The sequence below is a fragment of the Crateriforma conspicua genome, from assembly GCF_007752935.1.
In the GTDB taxonomy this organism is placed as follows: Bacteria; Planctomycetota; Planctomycetia; order Pirellulales; family Pirellulaceae; genus Crateriforma; species Crateriforma conspicua.
Genome location: NZ_CP036319.1, coordinates 4,487,419 through 4,504,596, shown reverse-complemented (window position 1 = coordinate 4,504,596; position 17,178 = coordinate 4,487,419). Strand labels below are relative to the sequence as shown.

The 17,178-nt window shown below is 58.5% G+C and carries 16 protein-coding genes and 1 tRNA gene; 7 read left to right on the top strand and 10 right to left on the bottom strand.

Going from position 1 to position 17,178, the window contains the following annotated elements; genetic code table 11:
* Nucleotides 1-117 precede the first annotated feature (117 nt).
* Nucleotides 118-1,131 carry a Gfo/Idh/MocA family protein gene (locus Mal65_RS16445; protein ID WP_145299839.1) on the top strand — a complete coding sequence of 338 codons (1,014 nt, stop codon included), beginning with the start codon at nucleotides 118-120 and terminating at the stop codon, nucleotides 1,129-1,131.
* Nucleotides 1,132-1,238: 107 nt separating this feature from the next.
* Here Mal65_RS16445 and Mal65_RS16440 read toward each other — a convergent pair whose 3' ends face one another.
* Nucleotides 1,239-1,703, bottom strand: coding sequence for a hypothetical protein (locus Mal65_RS16440; protein WP_145299836.1), 465 nt, complete (start codon nucleotides 1,701-1,703; stop codon nucleotides 1,239-1,241).
* A 304-nt stretch (nucleotides 1,704-2,007) separates the two neighbouring features.
* On the opposite strand from Mal65_RS16440, the gene Mal65_RS16435 reads away from it, so the two are divergent.
* Both Mal65_RS16435 and Mal65_RS16430 read left to right on the top strand, forming a co-directional pair.
* Nucleotides 2,008-2,544 (top strand): hypothetical protein, encoded by a 537-nt coding sequence (locus Mal65_RS16435; RefSeq protein WP_145299833.1) that lies wholly within the window; start codon nucleotides 2,008-2,010, stop codon nucleotides 2,542-2,544.
* Complete coding sequence (locus Mal65_RS16430) at nucleotides 2,541-4,397, top strand: DEAD/DEAH box helicase (RefSeq protein WP_196784233.1); 1,857 nt, start codon at nucleotides 2,541-2,543, stop codon at nucleotides 4,395-4,397. The genes Mal65_RS16435 and Mal65_RS16430 overlap by 4 nt, the downstream gene beginning before the upstream one ends.
* Here the strand turns inward: Mal65_RS16430 and Mal65_RS16425 are convergent.
* The 5 genes from Mal65_RS16425 to Mal65_RS16405 all read right to left on the bottom strand — a co-directional run bounded on the left by Mal65_RS16425 (nucleotide 4,394) and on the right by Mal65_RS16405 (nucleotide 9,483).
* Nucleotides 4,394-4,816, bottom strand: coding sequence for a transthyretin-like family protein (locus Mal65_RS16425; protein ID WP_145299831.1), 423 nt, complete (start codon nucleotides 4,814-4,816; stop codon nucleotides 4,394-4,396). The two genes, Mal65_RS16430 and Mal65_RS16425, sit on opposite strands and share 4 nt — an antisense overlap.
* Nucleotides 4,817-5,031: 215 nt before the next feature.
* Nucleotides 5,032-6,066 (bottom strand): DUF1559 domain-containing protein, encoded by a 1,035-nt coding sequence (locus Mal65_RS16420; protein ID WP_145299828.1) that lies wholly within the window; start codon nucleotides 6,064-6,066, stop codon nucleotides 5,032-5,034.
* Between the two features lie 392 nt (nucleotides 6,067-6,458).
* Nucleotides 6,459-8,168, bottom strand: coding sequence for a hypothetical protein (locus Mal65_RS16415; protein WP_145299824.1), 1,710 nt, complete (start codon nucleotides 8,166-8,168; stop codon nucleotides 6,459-6,461).
* Entirely contained in the window at nucleotides 8,165-9,091 is a 927-nt protein-coding gene (locus Mal65_RS16410; protein WP_145299820.1) for an ABC transporter ATP-binding protein, read from the bottom strand. The genes Mal65_RS16415 and Mal65_RS16410 overlap by 4 nt, the downstream gene beginning before the upstream one ends.
* Nucleotides 9,088-9,483: a GntR family transcriptional regulator gene (locus tag Mal65_RS16405; protein ID WP_145299817.1), complete on the bottom strand. Its 396-nt coding sequence runs from the start codon at nucleotides 9,481-9,483 to the stop codon at nucleotides 9,088-9,090. The genes Mal65_RS16410 and Mal65_RS16405 overlap by 4 nt, the downstream gene beginning before the upstream one ends.
* A 112-nt stretch (nucleotides 9,484-9,595) precedes the next feature.
* On the opposite strand from Mal65_RS16405, the gene Mal65_RS16400 reads away from it, so the two are divergent.
* From Mal65_RS16400 to Mal65_RS16385, 4 genes are all read left to right on the top strand, one after another.
* Nucleotides 9,596-9,682: transfer RNA gene (locus tag Mal65_RS16400), tRNA-Ser, on the top strand.
* A 164-nt stretch (nucleotides 9,683-9,846) separates the two neighbouring features.
* On the top strand, nucleotides 9,847-10,494 hold the full coding sequence (gene upp, locus Mal65_RS16395) for a uracil phosphoribosyltransferase (protein ID WP_231131157.1): 648 nt from the start codon (nucleotides 9,847-9,849) through the stop codon (nucleotides 10,492-10,494).
* Between the two features lie 6 nt (nucleotides 10,495-10,500).
* Nucleotides 10,501-11,781, top strand: a complete 1,281-nt coding sequence (locus tag Mal65_RS16390) for a NupC/NupG family nucleoside CNT transporter (protein ID WP_196784231.1) — start codon at nucleotides 10,501-10,503, stop codon at nucleotides 11,779-11,781.
* 224 nt (nucleotides 11,782-12,005) lie between these two features.
* Nucleotides 12,006-13,106, top strand: a complete 1,101-nt coding sequence (locus tag Mal65_RS16385; protein ID WP_145299812.1) for a leucine-rich repeat domain-containing protein — start codon at nucleotides 12,006-12,008, stop codon at nucleotides 13,104-13,106.
* 28 nt (nucleotides 13,107-13,134) lie between these two features.
* Here the strand turns inward: Mal65_RS16385 and Mal65_RS16380 are convergent, their stop codons facing one another.
* From Mal65_RS16380 to Mal65_RS16365, 4 genes are all read right to left on the bottom strand, one after another.
* Nucleotides 13,135-14,835, bottom strand: a complete 1,701-nt coding sequence (locus Mal65_RS16380) for a glycoside hydrolase family protein (RefSeq protein ID WP_145299809.1) — start codon at nucleotides 14,833-14,835, stop codon at nucleotides 13,135-13,137.
* A 165-nt stretch (nucleotides 14,836-15,000) separates the two neighbouring features.
* Nucleotides 15,001-15,852 carry a spondin domain-containing protein gene (locus tag Mal65_RS16375; RefSeq protein WP_145299806.1) on the bottom strand — a complete coding sequence of 284 codons (852 nt, stop codon included), beginning with the start codon at nucleotides 15,850-15,852 and terminating at the stop codon, nucleotides 15,001-15,003.
* Between the two features lie 168 nt (nucleotides 15,853-16,020).
* Nucleotides 16,021-16,380 (bottom strand): hypothetical protein, encoded by a 360-nt coding sequence (locus tag Mal65_RS16370; RefSeq protein WP_145299803.1) that lies wholly within the window; start codon nucleotides 16,378-16,380, stop codon nucleotides 16,021-16,023.
* Nucleotides 16,377-17,045, bottom strand: coding sequence for an RNA polymerase sigma factor (locus Mal65_RS16365; RefSeq protein WP_145299800.1), 669 nt, complete (start codon nucleotides 17,043-17,045; stop codon nucleotides 16,377-16,379). The genes Mal65_RS16370 and Mal65_RS16365 overlap by 4 nt, the downstream gene beginning before the upstream one ends.
* Nucleotides 17,046-17,178: the final 133 nt, after the last annotated feature.

Sequence of the window (17,178 nt, the reverse complement as noted above, 5' to 3'; positions counted from 1 at the left end):
GGGACCCTGTTTTCCTCCCCAGAGCCGCCTTGGTGACAACTTGTTACGCCGATGGATCGCGTCGACCCTATCCGATGCGTTTGAACGTCGGCGGCGCGTCGCGCTACGGGGGCGTGAATGAAATTGAACCTTGGATTGATCGGGCTGGGGACCGCTTGGCAAACACGCCATCGTCCCGCATTACGCGTGCTGCAGGACCGTTTCGACGTCCGTGCGGTCTACGGTACGGTGCCCAAGCTTGCCGAAAGCTGTGCGGCGGAATTTCAGGCCGATCCGGTCGATGGCTATCGTGCGATTTGCGCTCGGTCCGATATCGATGCGATTTTGGTTTTGGAACGATCCTGGCTGGGCTGGTTGCCCGCTCTGGCCGCATGCGAAGCCGGCAAAGCGGTTTATTGGGCCAGTGATCTAAGATTCGATCCGGCGGCCGACCGTGAAATCCGCGAGCGGATCGAGCATTCCGGCGTCGCCTTCATGACGGAATTTCCGCGTCGATTTGCACCCGCGACCTTGCGGTTAAAGGAGCTGATCGCGACGCGATTGGGCCAGCCGAAAATGCTGTTTTGCCACCGTCGTTTGGACCAACCGTCGCCCCGTGGCGACAACGGTCACTGCGATAACGAGCGTGAGTTGGTCGAGACGATCGATTGGTGCCGCTATGTGGTCGGACGCGAACCGTCGACGGTTTTGTCGGCCGATCCACCGACCCAAGAAGGTGGTGGTGGAAGACCGGGATCTGGCTATCGCAGTTTGACGCTTAACTTCGGACCCGACGGTGATCTCCCGCCTGTGATCGCACAAATGAGCAGCGGAAACTACATCCCATCGCAGTGGCAAGAAGCGTTGACCTTCCGCCGGCCCGCCGACATGCACGTTTGTTGCGAAAGAGGTATCGCGTTTTTGGATCTGCCCAGCTCTTTAGTCTGGTTCGATGATGCCGGCCGGCACGTCGAATCCCTGGACGCCGAATGCCCCGTGGGCGAGCAGTTGCTGGTCCAGTTTCACCGCGGGGTCACCAGTCTGGTCCGCAGCATCAGTGATTTGCAGGACGCATTCCGAGCCAACGAGATCTTGGTCGCCGCCGGACAGAGCAGCCGCACCGGTCAACGAATCGACATCGCCACCGACTGATCCAGCAGAAATAACTGTCGTCCGATCGATTCGGCAAAAAGAGTCGGCCGGCGGAATCGTGTTCCGTCAGCGGATCACGTCGTCCGTCGGCCAAAAGCCAGCGAAGACTACTGTTCTTGTTGCTGGGCGGCGGATTCGCCGGTGCCCAGTTGAGCCAAAACTTGCAGGATGCCATTCAGATGAGCCATCCGCGGGCCAAAGCGATCGACGAACTCGTTCATCATGAATTCGCCTTCGACCAAGTGCTCGCCGGAATCACGAATTTCTTCGGTCAGATTCGCCAGAAAACGGGTCTGCACCTCGCTTAACAGCTCGGCAGCTTCGCGACAGTCTTTGGACAATCCCGGGTTCGCTTGACGCCACTGTTGCAGTTCATTGGAACGCTGTTGCTGGGCGGCCGCGTTTTGCTGCACCAATGACTCCAGCAACTTGTTCTGTTGCTGCTGGGTGGAAACAAGTTGTTGCAGCAACTGGATCGTCACTTGTTCAAAAGTCGCCTCGGGGCGTGTTTCCGCTTCGGGCGAAACATCGATGCGAAACATGGGCGAAAGCGGCTCTTGTTCGTATGACATCGCGTCACTTTGGGGCAGCGGGAATCGGACAAGGTGTGACAACTTGGCCGATTATAACCCGGCGTTTCCAGGGGTGACCAGGAAATGCGGATGACCCGGCAAATTTGCGCGGTGTCGTGAGCGAAACCTCGTAAAAGGCTGGAATTGTCCGCCCGAATCCCTGATCGATTGATTCGGATCGACCGTTAAAGTCCGAATCGCTTGGTGACCGAAACCAACTTTCGGAAGTATCACCTGAAGTCGGCGTCGCGGATTTTTTTCTGACCGATCCGCGTCCGCCATTGCACCCCCCAATTCCAGCCGCATGACGCACACTAGTTCGCCTCCAGCTCTCGGTTTTTACGGTGTCGTCCACAGCGAAGCGACCGGCTGGACGGGCGGGCTGTTGGTGTTGAATGAGACAGGGCGGCCGCTGGAGTTTCGTTGCACGCTGCCAGTTCGCCCGACCAAAACACACGAAATTTTGTTCGGGCCCACGATCCGTGACCACTTGATCGGGGAGGTCATTGCCTCGGTGCTGCTGAAGAGTTGTCGCTGTCCGCTGTCGATGATTTTGTGTCGCCAAGCCGAAGCGATGGCGCTGGACACTTTGGCGGATTGTCCGGTCGCACTGGTGCGTCAAGCTGCCCAGGACGACGAGGGGCCGATCGCGTCGGACATGATCGCCGGGGCCGCCGAAGCCCATTTCGCCGGCAGCGATTTGCTGGTCGCGATGGAGCATTTGCCACGCGTTGAATCGTTGAACGAAGCATTGCCCAGCTTTCCGGATGTCGAAGAACCCTTCGACCGAATTCACGAAGCGATTCGCGAGGCGCATTCTCAGTTGGCGCGGGCAGCATGACCGCGGACGATCACTCATTCGAATCGCGCCCACCGTTGCTGCGTCCCTTTCGGCCGGCCGACCTTCCCGCCAGCCAAGTCGTCCGGCCTGATCCGGTCGCGATGCGCTTGGGACATTCACGTTCTGGCGGAGACCTCGTCGCAACGTTGGATGACGCCAACAGTTGGTCGGTCAAGGATCTAGTTCCCTCCGGTACACACACTCTGGACATCGAACCGATTCGTCCTCGGTCCGTGACGATTCGTGCGACAACGCTGAAGTGCCGCGCGACCGGGTTCGTGTTCCCCGAAGGCAGTCATTGGCAATTGCCAAACGACACCGCGTCGAACTCTGGCAATGCAGACGCGTCGACGCAGAGACGGAAACGTCCCAAAAAGGATCGACCGGCTCGCACGTCCACTCGCATTCGACCGCCCAGCGACGTGGTCAAACTTCAAGACCGGCTGTACTACCTGTTGCAACCGCCACTGGATTCGCTGGTCGGCAGCGGCCAATTGAACTTTCCTTTCCAACCGTTCCCATACCAGCTGGACGGCATTGCGTTCATGTTCCCGCGGTACAGTTGCGTGCTGGCCGACGAAATGGGGCTGGGAAAGACGATGCAGGCAATCAGCACGATTCGTCTGTTGTTGTGCAGCGGCGAAGTCCGCAGTGTCCTGTTGATCTGTCCAAAACCACTGGTGTCGAACTGGCTGAGGGAATTCAAGACTTGGGCGCCGGAAGTCCCCGTTGCGGCGATCGAAGGCAATCAGGCCAAGCGGCGCTTCCAGTGGGCCAGCCGCGAAGTGCCCGTCAAGATTGCCAACTACGAACTGTTGATGCGGGACCGAGATGACGTCTTGGATGAAGGCAATCATTTCGACCTGTGCGTGTTGGACGAAGCCCAACGCATCAAGAACCGAACCAGCACCACCAGCGAAGTCGTCAAAAGCATCTCGCGTACGCGATCTTGGGCGCTGACCGGTACGCCGGTGGAAAACAGTCCCGACGATTTGGTCGGCATCTTCGATTTTCTGTCGCCTGGGTATCTGTCGCCAGGCATGCCGATGACCGCAATGGCCAAGGCATCACGCGAACACATTTTGCGGCGTACCAAAGACATGGTCTTGGACGACATGCCGCCAAAGCTGTATCGCGATTCCGAACTAGACCTGACACCGGAGCAATGGGAACGGTACGAAGCAGCCGAATCGGAAGGCGTGATTCACCTGGAGGAACTGGAACAGGCACTGACCGTCCAGCATGTGTTCGAATTGGTGTTGCGATTGAAGCAAATCTGCAACTTTGACCCGGTCACCGGCAGCAGTGCCAAGAAAAATCAGTTGGTCGCCGACATGGAAGAGGTCGCCGCCAGTGGCCAAAAGGCAATCGTGTTTAGCCAATGGACCAAGACGATCGAAAAGCTGAAAGGTCCGCTGCAAGCTTTCGGGCCGCTGGAGTACCACGGCAAAGTGCCCCACAAGCAACGCGAACAGGTCATCGATCGCTTCAAAAACGATCCGGATTCTCACGTGATCCTGATGAGCTACGGCGCCGGCAGTGTCGGTCTGAACCTACAGTTCTGTCGCTATGTGTTTCTGTTCGACCGCTGGTGGAATCCTGCCGTGGAAGACCAAGCGATCAACCGCGCCCATCGCATCGGTGCCGCCGGTTCGGTCACCGTGACACGGATGTTAGCGGCGAACACGATCGAACAACGAATTGCCGACGTGCTGGACCAGAAGCGGCAAATGTTCGATGAACTGTTTGCCCAAGGCGAAACCGATGCGCCGACACGCAGCAGCGGGCTGACCAAAGAAGAGATCTTTGGGCTGTTTGATCTGCGTGCACCGGGCGGAAAAAAAGTCGCCTAGATATCCAGATCGATATCAATCTGTTGCTGGCCCGGTTTGACTTCGAATCGAAACGGCGTGTCGCCCGCGTGCATCATCTCCGGTCGAACGCGGGATTTTGGAGGACGACCTTGTCCACGAAAGTTTTCGGGGACCAGGTCGTTGACCACCACGCGATGGGCGCCAACAGCAGCACCGGGCTCTTTGTTTTCGCCCTGGTACTGCAATTCATAGCGGCCGTCTTGGTCGGTGATCGCGCTGGAGATCGCACCCTCGGTTCCCTCATCCGGATCGGGCATGAAGTTGATCCAGATTTCCGGCGCAGGCTCGCCGTCCTTGGTCACTGTCCCGGTGACCTGTCCCAGTTCGATTCCGGAATCACATCCCACCATCAACAGCACGGCGGGGATCAACAAAGCAAAGATAACGTGGCGTTGCATGATTCATTCATACGCCGGGCCGGTGCGACGCAAAATCGTCTGGCACCGCACGGTCGTTTTCGCAGGTGGTGTTTTGGTCGACGGGCCCGCCAGATATCGACGGGACGATTCAAAAAAAATCGCGTCTGCACGCGGCGGAGCCCGTGACAGACGCGGGGGATTCGATCAGCGTCGGATTGCCGTTACCGAACACTCGTTCGGTAACGACCGACGGATCAATATTCTTCGTCCAGAATCTCGCGACCCGATTTGGTGCTCAGGGCTTGGTAAGTCACCATGTTGATCGAATCGCTGATAAAAGCGACGCTGCCGTCGGTGAAAGCAAAGTTGGTTCCGCCGACGTGACCGCTGCCAAAAGCCGACATCCGCAAGTTGACCGAAGCGTAAGACGACGGTGCATCTTCGGGCGTTTGATAGTTCGGCGGAACGCGAGTCGATCCGAAGACGTGCGTCGTGCCGTTGCCGCCACCGGTCCAGGCCCAGGCACCCCAGCGGTTGATCGGGTAACGGCTGTACTTACGCGAAACGTTGTGCAGCTTGGCGTCGAAGAACTGGTCGTAATGGAATCGTTCGCCGAACAAGAACGTTTGGCTGGTGCCGTCGATGCAATCGGCGAAACGGGCCGGTGCTTTTCCGTCTTCCAGGAATCGCTGGTAGCTTTCCGGTTGGCTGTCGTCACCGGTCATGAAGAACATGCCGTCGTCTTGCATGTCGGTGTCGCGGAAGTAGGTGCTGTGTGTTCCGCCGTTGGCCAAGTAGCTACACAGGCTGAAATAACCGGTCGCGTATCCGGTGACGTCATAATCTAATTCGAACACCGTTTCCGGCGCCACGTCGCTCGGGCACAGGTAAGTCGGAACCACTTGGGCCGATGCCGCGTCGACCGACTTGATCGTCGGGTCCAACGGGTCGCTGGTGTTGTTTTGGGCCGCTTCGTACGTGTCCGACCAGTCCCACTTGTCGTAGATCGACTGTTGTTCCAGGTAGGGCAGGATGTAGGTGAAGACGGTGTTGCCGTACCAGTCCCGGGGGCTATTGTTGACGAACGTCGTCAGCCCCGGCGGGAACTTCTTGTAGGTGCTTTCAAAGTTGTGGGCGGCAAGTCCCAACTGCTTCATGTTGTTCTGGCAGCTCATTCGCCGTGCCGCGCCACGGGCCGATTGAACGGCAGGCAACAGCAGGGCGACCAAGATACCGATGATCGCGATGACCACCAGCAATTCGACCAGAGTGAAACCGTTTCGCTTCATCACTCGTTTTGTCCGTCGGATGGAGATGAAAAAAATACTGTGTGAAAAAAGGACGATCCGTCGGGATAGCCGCCCGTTCCGTCGATCCATTGGGGCGGTTTCTGGGGCGCACCAAGACGCGTGTTCGTTGCATTGAAACCGCCCGCACGCAGCGACGAAAGTCCCGCCGCTGCTAACGGACGATTGTCCACCAATGAAACGTGTTCAGTGAGCAAAACGTTAGGCTTGATGCAAGCTTTCTGTGATCGAAAGCTTAACCGCCCAGTTTCCGGGATTCGAAGATTTATGAAATCTTCATTTGTCGCACATGGATGCCACATGACGGGCTGACGCGACGAACCCGCAGCGAATGGTGGCGCCCCCGCGAAAATACGCCTCTTCAACCATGATTGTCACTGGTGAAGGCTGGACCGAATTCCGCCGATGATTCGCAGCAAACGCCACAGAGGCATCGTCAACGCAGTGCCCGACAAAACGGCGGCGAATCCCAACGGGGTATAAGGTTTCAATAACCACAAAATGATTGCGATGGTGGCGATAAAGGCTGCCCAGCTTGCCCAGATGAAACACAATTGGCGCGGCTTGATCCAGTCATTCCGAGTCAAACGGTGGCTTTCGGCAATCGCCAGAATCCCTTTGGCCGTCAACAGAGTGCCAATGATCCAGGGTAGGTACTGCGTCGCCGCCACCACGTCTTCGCGGATCTGATCCCAAGGACGATTGCTGATTTGCCACAAGATCCAAGCGATGGTTCCGACGATGACTGACAAAATCACCGTCAGGCAACCGTAGACCAGCCAGCGTGCGTGCTCGGAGGAAACAATCCACTGAAACGCGATGACCCGCCCCAGTCCCAGCGTCAACAATGACGCCCAAAGAACCACCCACAAGCTGATCAGTTTTGGCGTCGCCCCCACCCCCATCCATGTCGGCTTGATCCACCCCGTGTCGCCCAACCGCCACAGCCGAAACATCGTTTCGTGATGTCCGCCCAGCCACGTCGCGATCGCGATCCCCGTTACCAAGGCGGCAGACCAAGTCACTGCCGTTCGCACGGTCACCGACAAACGGGAACGGAAAAGGTCGAATTGCGACAACGGCAGTGAAATTAGATATTCAGGCAACGGCGATCGGTCGCTGAAGCCACGTGGTTCATAGATCGCGGCGCAGGCGTTGAACAACGTCCAAAGAACCATGCAAGGCACCAGAAACGCCAGCATGCCAATCATTGGCCATTGCCAACAAATCAAGAAAAGCACCGGAGCGGCGATCCAGCACAACGATCGGGTGACGTCACGGCGGGCCCGCGCCGCGTCGTGCCATCGCAACGCGCAGCTGCAATCGCCCGTCGCCCAGGGCCGCGGTTGTCGGTCCAACGTCCACCACCACGATTGAAGATCCGGGCGGGGCGATGCCGCGATGCGGCCCAAGCTGTGGCTACGCGATTGTTCCAATTGCGCGACGGCAACACGGACAAGCAACATCCACAACAAAACACAGCCGACCAACGTGCCCGTTCGCACAATCCAGTGGAACCGCTGTTGTTCAAAACAGGCCGTCAGCACTGCAAACAACAGGCCGTAGCAGACCACCGCGTACAGCATCAGCAGCGCCATGCGTCGCAGGCTGCTGGCGTAGGGACGCCACAAAATCGCGCTCAGACCAACGCTGATTGCTGACAACGTGATCGGGGGTGCCAGGATCGAAACCAAATCCAACCGAACGTTGACGGCGCTGTGTACGAACAAGGCCAATAGCAGTAACCAAAGCGTCAGGATCCAAACGGTTTTGGCGATGATCGGAACCAACGCCAAACGCCAAGTGGATAATGGTGTGCGAAGCAGCCAAGGTTCGAACATTCCCGACAAGCCGCCCACGTCGCCTTGGGGGCAAAAATCCAGCAAGATCGCACCGCCGCAAAACGCGACGATCATGGTGAGGCAGAACAGCTGAACGCAGACATCCGACAAGGTTGTCTGGGGTGCCAACGACAGTGATGTGTGTCCGAGCAAGGCCGTGACGATCAACATCGGGACCATGGTCAGCAAGAACCATCGATGTCGTGCAAACAGCAAACGTCCCAAAAATGCGGTCGAATTCATGATGCCGACTCCTGCGGGATCCGATTCTCTTGCTGGCTGACGCGGGCGTCGAACCAGCGAGACAGCGTGGCGGGGCGTGACACCCAAGACGGATCCGTTTCGGACCGGTTGATCGAATCGTCTGTCCGCCGCAGCACCGACCATTCTTGACCGTCCGACTTGTAACCAAAGGATGCATAGGAGTCGCCCAGGGGGGCTTCCGGGCCGTCGGACCGCCCCACGACTTCTTCGTACTGTTGCCCCAGCGACAGCAATTCGACTTCTTCGATGATGCGACCGCCGTGGATCAGCGCGACGCGATCGCAAACGCGGTCGACTTCGTCCAGCAAATGGCTGGAAAACAAGACCGTTCGGCCATCGTCGTTCACGGTCCGAATGACGGTTTCCAGGATCTCGCCCCGTGCGATCGGATCCAATCCGCTGCTCGGTTCGTCCAGGATCAACAGTTCCGGCCGATGAGCGATCGCCGCAAGTAATCCCACCCGTGCACGTCCGCCTTTAGAAAGACTGGACAGTTTCTGAGTCCGGTCCAGCCGGAACATGTCGCACAGCTCGCCAGCAAATCGTTGGTCCCAATTGGGCTGAACGCCACGATAGAAATCCAACAGTTCACCGACACGCATCCAACGCGGCAGCGTGTCTTCTTCGGTCAGGTATCCGGTGCGTCGCAGGACGTCGACGCGGTCGGCGATCGGATCCAGCCCCAGGACCCGGACCGAGCCGCATTGTGGCATCAATCCGCCGATCAAGTGGCGGATCAGTGTGGTTTTTCCGCTGCCGTTGACGCCCACCAATCCGAACACTTGGCCCGCAGGGATTTGTAGATCGACGTCGTCCACGGCCACCTTGCCACGAAAACGGCGCGTCAGTCCGCTGACCTTCACAGCCAATTCATTGCCGGATGGTTTGATCGCGTGATTCATGACGAGGGCTCCTGATCGGAAAGGATTTTCTGGCGACGTTTGTCAAGCAGATCGACCAGTTCATCGAAATCGATGCCCAGGCCTTCGGCACGTACCAGCAAGTGGTCGACGTGGGGGATCAACAGGCGTCGCCGCTCACGGACGCCTTGGCGGGTGGGCGATTCGGCGACGAACGTTCCACGGGTTCGACGCTTTTCAACCAGACCCTCATTTTCCAATTCGCGATAAGCCCGCTGAATGGTGTTCGGGTTGACCCGCAGCGATTCGGCCAGCCCGCGGATCGTCGGCATCTCCTCGCCAGGTTTCAGTAAACCGGCGACGATTCGGTGCCGAACCTGATCGACGATCTGCTGATAGATCGGTGTCGAATCGGATCGGACGTGGATTTGCATTGCTTGGCCTCTTGTATTAATTCAATGATACAAGTGGGGCCGGCCGAGTCAAACCGAATTTTGGGTCGGTTTCGTCCTGGGAACGGACTTGGTAGATTTGCGTCCTACGTCCGGATGGGTGGCCGAGTGGTCGAAGGCAACGGTCTTGAAAACCGTCGTAGGGGAGACTCTACCGTGGGTTCGAATCCCACCCCATCCGCTCGGCCGCGCCGGACTTTGATGACGCCGACGCGTCGGATCCGGCGTTGCGGCCCATTGGTCGGGGCTCCATCGCGTGGGCCTGTCCGTTTCGTGCCAAGTGCACGGCGGCGGTCATTGATCGACCAAACGTTTCATCGGGGCCGATGCGGGAGAACCGACCGTTTGACCAGCGAACCAAGTAATGTCGTTCGGGTTTCGCACCCTTTGGTCGACCACCATCTGTCGGTCGTCCGTTGTGAAACGACTTGTCCCGCCGAATTCCGCGCCGCGGTCCATCGATTGACGATGTTGATCAGCGTGCCGGCGACCGATCATTTGCCGACCGATCGGGTCCAGATTCAGACGCCTGTTGCGATGGCGGATTGCCGCCGAATCAATGCCGATGTGGGATTGGTTCCCGTGTTGCGAGCGGGCTTGGGGATGGTCGATCCGGTGCTGCAGATCTTGCCCGATGCCAGCGTTTGGCACTTGGGCATGTACCGCAATGAAGAAACCGCACAGCCGGTGGGCTATTACGACAAGCTGCCCAACGGCAGCCCGCCGGACGTCGCCATGATTTTGGATCCGATGCTGGCGACCGGCGGATCGATCGATTTGGTCGTGCGTCGATTGCAACGTTGGGGCGTCGGCGACATTCGCGTGTTAAGCATCATCGCGGCCAAGCCGGGAATCGAGCGAATCGCCAAAGACTTTCCTGACGTGAAGATCTTTGTCGCCGCCATTGACCCCGAACTGAACGAACACGCGTTCATCGTGCCCGGTTTGGGCGATGCCGGCGACCGCATTTTTGACACGCCCAACCAGGATTAATAAGCGGTGCAAGCAAGGCTGATTTGTGTTCTGGGGCTGGCTTGTTTCATCGCAGCGGCTTGGGCGATCAGCAGTGACCGCAGAAAGTTTCCTTGGCGGGTGGTCGTCGGCGGGCTGTTGTTGCAGTTGACCCTCGCGTTCTTGGTGTTGGCGACGAATCCCGGCAAAGCATTCTTCGTCTTCATCGGCGACGTCTTTCAAGAAGTCATGGCGTGTGTCGATGCCGGCAGCGGTTTTCTGTTTCGCGCCGGCGGTGACAACCCGCTGGGCGATTCGCTGTTGGGCACGTTCGCATTCGGCGTGTTGCCGACGGTGATTTTCTTCAGTTCGCTGATGAGCGTTCTTTATCACTTGGGCATCATGCAGCGGCTGGTCGCTGCGATGGCGTGGGTGATGCGTTTTTCGTTGGGCACCACCGGCGCCGAAACTTTGGCCGCCGCGGCCAACGTCTTCGTCGGTCACACCGAAGCCCCGCTGGTGGTCAAGCCTTACTTGGCAACGATGACCCGCAGCGAATTGTGCGCGATGATGACCGGCGGTTTTGCGACCGTGACCGGTGGGTTGCTGGGCGTGTATGCCGGGATGGGCATCGACATTTCTCACCTGCTGACCGCATCGGTTATCAGCGCACCGGCCGCGTTGCTGATCGCTAAAGTCATGGTGCCGGAAACCGAATCCGACCGGGTGGCCGACGCGGTGTCGGTATTTGCCGCCAGCGGGCATGACAACATGATCGGGGCGGCCGTCCAAGGCGCCAGTGACGGATTGAAGTTGGCGCTGAACGTCGGCGCGATGTTGATCGCATTCTTGGCGTTGATTGCGTTGATCGATGTCTTGTTGGGGCATCTGGCCGATGCGCTGATATGGGCCGGCCTACGGCTGGGCGTTTTCCAGCCGGCGACGGACTTTACGTTCAGCCTGGGGCAAATACTGGGATACCTGTGCTGGCCTTTCGCGTGGCTGATGGGGATTCCGGCGGACGAATGCATGGAAGCCGGACGGCTGATCGGGCTGAAAACCGTTGCCAACGAATTCATCGCCTTTGACGCGCTCGGCCGAGCAGACGTTGGGCCGGAAGGTGTGTTGAGCGAACGAACCGCCGTGGTGCTGACCTATGCGTTGGCGGGGTTCAGTAATTTCGGTGCGATCGGCATCCAGGTCGGCGGCATCGGTGGTTTGGAACCCAGTCGACGGCAAGACTTGGCTGCCCTGGGATTGCGGGCGATGTTCGGCGGTTTGCTGGCGTGTTGCATGACCGGGGCGATCGCCGGAATTTTGATCGCTTGAGCGTTCAGGGCATGGCTTTGAAGGGCCGTTTCAAAAGGGGCCTTCCAACCAAAGCTTGGTCGCAGGTGGTGTGGGTCCTGCGGGGACGAACGCAATGCGAACCCGCGCGAGCCGGGTTAGAATGCGCCTCGGCGGCCCGTGATCAACCGCGGCGTTTATCGCACCGGGGTAGCGGACCGTACCCGCCTCCATCCCCTACTTCGACCATCGATTTGACTGACAACATGATCGCAGAACTTCATCGACATCTTCGGTTTGCTGCCCTGTTCGGATTGACCACGCTGGTTTTAGCCCCAACATCGACCAATGCGTTCGCCGACGACCCACCGACGGATAAAGAAAAGCCGGTAGCGGCACAAGCGAAGGAAGGATCGGAAAAGGCGACGGAGAAGAAGGACGATCCCGCGCCCGCCAAAAAAGCGGACGTGAAGAAGGACGACGCGAAAAAAGAAAACAACAAGAAAGAAGACGCTAAGAAAGAAGACGCTAAGAAAGAAGACGCTAAGAATCAGGACGCAAGGAAGAATGAAGCCGACAAGAAGCCGGTCGCCGCACCGGTGAAGTCGATCTTTGCCGACGAAGCTTTGGAAGACGCGGTTCGCCGCGAAGTGTTTGCCAAACGCTACAACGACGAACCGATCACCGCGTCCGACGTCGCCAAGATTTCACGAGTCGTCGGGATCGATCAAAAGATCACCAGTCTGGAAGGACTTCAGCACTGCAAAGAATTGATGCTGATCGATCTGCGTGACAATGCGATCAGCGATCTTTCGCCGATCGCGAATTTGAAGCGGTTGCAATCCGTATCGCTTAGCGACAACAAGATCCGCGACATTGGTCCGTTGAAAGACCTGACGTCCATGCAATACCTGGACCTTTCGGGCAACAAGATTGCCGATCTATCGCCGGTCGCGAACATGTCCAACCTGCGGACGCTTTACGCCGCCGACAATCGGCTGCCCGACATTGCGGTGGTGGCCAAGTTGCCCAAGCTGTGGTCGTTGGACGTCGCCAAAAATCAGATCCGCGATTTGCGTCCGGTTTCGGGGCTGTCGTGGCTGACCACGTTGGAGTTTTCCGGCAACCAAGTCGATTCGCTCAAGCCCGTCGCGGGACTGACGGATCTAAAGATGTTGCTGATGTCTCGCAACCAAGTGAAAGACTTGTCGCCGCTGGTTGACGCGTGTCGAAAGGATGCGGAATCGGATCGACGGTTTGCGCCTTACTTGCAGGTCTATCTGGGCGGCAATCCGCTGGACGAAAAGACGTTGCAAAACGCCAAAGCCGAATTGGAATCATTCGGCGTCGACGTCTTCGTCAAATAGCGGTGCCCTGGTTGCAGGACCAGGCGACTCATTTCGCGGGCAATCGAAACTTGTCCGCGACAAAGACGTTGGTTCGGGTGATCCCGATGCCACAGCCGATCGTCACCTGGTGTGGCTTTCCGTCCAGAAGGTCATCCGGGATCGCGGCCACAACGTTTGCCGACTGATAGGGTTTCAGCGGCGGGCATTCGAGAATGATGGGATCGGTCTGGTCGATTTGGAGGGACATCTTTGATCCCGCCGCATCGACTTGACCGTGGTTGGCCACCGGAATCCGCAACACCCACAGGCCCGCATCGTTGGCCATCGCTTCGGGACGCTTTGCCGTGACGATCGGTTCGACATACGTGACCCAAGGCAGTCGGCAATAGCCGAACGTCATTTGACCGTCGCGGGTGCGGCCGATCAGTTTACCGGCGAAGTTATGGTCTTCGAAATTGCAGTCTGTACCGGCGAAGATCAAGACCAACCCACGATCATCGTGTTCAGTGCCAATCAGAGTCGCGCCACGTCCAAAGTCGACTTCTTCCGGCGCACCGAATCGCAGGCTTTCCAGGTCCAGATCACGGATCGGGTCGAAGCCTTCTTCCGCATCGATTCGCAAGCGGACCTCCGCGGTGTCGTCGGTGATCGCCGTCGGGTTGGATAGCGTCAATAGGCGTCCGGGCTTCAGCGGAATGGAGATATTTTTCGAACTGTGCTGGTCGTTGGGCAGGTCATCGTGCTTGCTGAAATCGATGACGGCAAAATTGGCTTGGATGCCGCGACCGTGTTCGTCTTGAAAGATTTTGATCCGCTCGTACTTGTACCAGTCGTCGCTTTGGCCGTCTTGTGAAACGGCGATCCCCGGCATGTAGGCTTCGCCGGGATCCACTTTCCAGTGCACACCGTTCTTGCTGCGCAAATGGTACGCGATACGGCCGTACCAGTCGTTGACGATCATGTGGTATTGGACGTTGCTGCGCCACAGCACGGGGTCTTCGAACCGGCCTTCGACTTTCGGGTAATTGCTGCCTTGGGTGATTTGTTCCCAAGGTGCCAGCCCGTCGCGGCTGACCCACATGCCACCACCACGATTGACCATCAAAAACGAACCGTCTTCTCGTCGGCTGAAGCTGTTGTTGGTCAGGTTGGCGATGACCTTTCGGTCACGTGTGTCATAGACCGGGGTAACCTTTTCCCAAGGGCCTGTGATGGATCGGCCGACATAACTTTGGCACTCAAACTTGCGATCGATCACATAGCAAACGACTCGCCCATCGGCCGTTCGATAAGCTTCGGGGTTGTGCCCCTGGCCGATGATCTCGGCGACGCGGTAAGGGCCCAGCCGATGGTCGGATGTCGCGCGGACGACGATCGATTCACGCCAAGCCATGTGGCCCTTGGGATGGTCTTCGTCCCAGCGGCAAACAAACAGGTGGAACCGGCCGTCGTCGTCCTGCAGGATGTTGCCACCCCAGTAGGAAAACGATTCGTCTTCGATTCCGTTTTGAACGTCGCGCTGCCATACGCCATCCACACCCCAGCCCGCACTTACCCGAGGTTGCAATAACGGGATCGGTTCGAATCGATCCATGAATCGTCCGCCGGGAACCAGGTCGTTCCAGGCTTCCGGTCGCGGAATGTCGGCATGTTGGGCGGTGGCGATGCAGGTGCACAATAACGAACCAATCGCGACAGCGACCAACCGGCGGAACGGTAAGACGTCAGACTTGGGTTTGCAGATCATGAACGGCGGTAAGAAAGCGTTGGGAAATCAGATCCGTCGGCTGATGAGGTTGCACCGGCCGACGTCAATTTTTCCCAATTCTAGCCACTGATCACTTCGTGCGATCGATACCTGAGAGGCACAAGGCTGCGACAAACCGTTTGCGTCATCGTTGTCCGTATCGAATCAGGACGCCGGATCTGTCTTGGACCTCTGCGATCGGTCTTTGCGTCGGCGACGACGCTGTGCCACCAAGCCGCCGATCGCGAATGCGCCCGCCGCCACACAGGTTGCCGGTTCCGGCACGGCCGACACGGTGACCCGCAGCGGTGACAGCGTCGGATTGAAATCCACCGGACGGCCGTCGAACGGGTCGCTTCCTTCGAAGTCAGCCAGCCGATCGTTGATGCCGATTTCACCCAGGAAAGTCACCACGCCGTTTTCGTCGGTGCCAATGTCGGGTCCCGTTTGACCGCCGGACAGCCCGAACAGTCCGTTGGCCGCTGACGTGGCAAAGTCGTTGACTTCCGTTCCCGCGTCGTACAAACGATTCAGTTCAAAACTGATCGGTGATGACGCGGTCAAACCGGACAGGTCGACACCGTTGCCTTGGGTCGCGATGAACCAGTCGTTGGTCGGCAACAACATGGTCGCCAGCAACAATCGATTGGCCCCACCATTCAGATCGATATCAAACGTCGCGGTCGCCGATTCGCCGGCGTCGAACGTCGGCGGGCCGTCACCCTGGACCAGCGTGGTGCGATTTTCCGATGGAAAGGGAAAAGCGGATTCCAGTGGACCGGTGTTGCCGTCTTCGGCCAAGCGTTCAATCGCGGTGGTCGCCGATTGTCCGGGGGTGAACGGTGTGAAGGTTCCGTCGCCGAATCCGATGAACACTGGGGTGACGTGCGTGCTGCCGTCCAGTCCCAAGTTTTCAATCGTCACTTGGATGGTGGCCGCATGGGCGTGGTGAAGGCTTCCGCAAGCCAAAGTCAGGGTCAAAGCCAGCGCCGATCGGCACAGAGAAGAAATTCGCATGGTGTTAGCTGCAGCGTGAAAAGGAAGGACCAAATCAACGGCGATGGGTCTTCCGACGGCATCCCGTTTTGGGCGTAGTCGCTGCAGCAGCCGAGCGATGACGCAGAATCTGCGTCAAAATCAGAAAAAACTTTCCGTTCGTTGCCTTTCGCCTTCGGCTGCGGCGTTTCAGTCGTCGTCCCTGCCACGGTCCTGGCCGGATTCACGGGGTGGATCGACGCCGCGGGTTGGGCGGGGGGATGCCGAATGAATGGCCCGGGCGATGCGGTCATATGAATCGGACGGCAACGTTGATTGGCCTTCACGGTTGCGTTGCAAGTCGTCGCCCAGACGCCGGGCCGCATGATCGATTCGGGACAATTGACGGATCAAGCGGCGGCACGGGCCGCAGGCCAACCAATGGCCCCACATCGCGAACCGCTCGGTGGCGGTCAACCGACGCAGCAGACGCTGGTTGTGCAGATGCCGGTTTTCGTCGCAGCGAAGCGACAGCACCATCCGCAGATTTTGTCCGAGGGAACGATTCATTCGGATTTCTTTGTCACCGCGATGGTCCCGGGGGGCTTGGTCGGCCGCGCATGGTTTTCGTCGTCGGTCTCGGTCGACCAGGTTCGCGTCAAGCATTGTCGCAGCGCCAGGCGTCCCCGATACAGTCGGGCCGCCAACGCATCGCGTGAAATGCCCAGTAGTTCGCTGCTTTCGGCGGCGTCCAGTCCGCCCACCAAAGTCAAACGGATTGCTTGGCCGATTGCAATCGGCAACCGTTCGATGCAGGCCGCCAACGCATCGCGAAACTCCGCCTGGTCCAGCGAAGCCGACGGATCGGGCTGGTCGGTCGCCGGCGCAATGTTGTCTGTGTCGATGGATTTCCAAGTCGGCCCGGCGTCCGGATCACCAGTCGCATTCTGGCGGCGGGCTTGGCGAAAATGGTCGCAAATCTTGTGTTTCAAGATTCCGATCAGCCAAGCTTGCACGCAGCGGATTTCGTCAACGTCTGATCCCGAATCGCTGCCCCGATCATCGCCATCGGCCGGGGACCTTTGACACCGAATCGCCGCCAAAAACGTCTCTTGGACCAAGTCCTCGGCGGTGGCCGGATCACTGACCCGATGCAATGCGAATCGGTAAAGCGTGTCGCCGTGATCGGCCAACCAGTGAAGTCCCTGGTCGGCGGCATTGGTCGCATTGTCCATCAAGATCGGTCGTTGGGGCGACGATGCCGGCGAATAGCTGTTCGATGGGTGCCCCGGTTGGCGACAAGCCGTCCGCGTCGTCAATGCCCAAGCGTTGATAAGATCCGCCTTCCGCAGCGATCGCGGGCGTCGC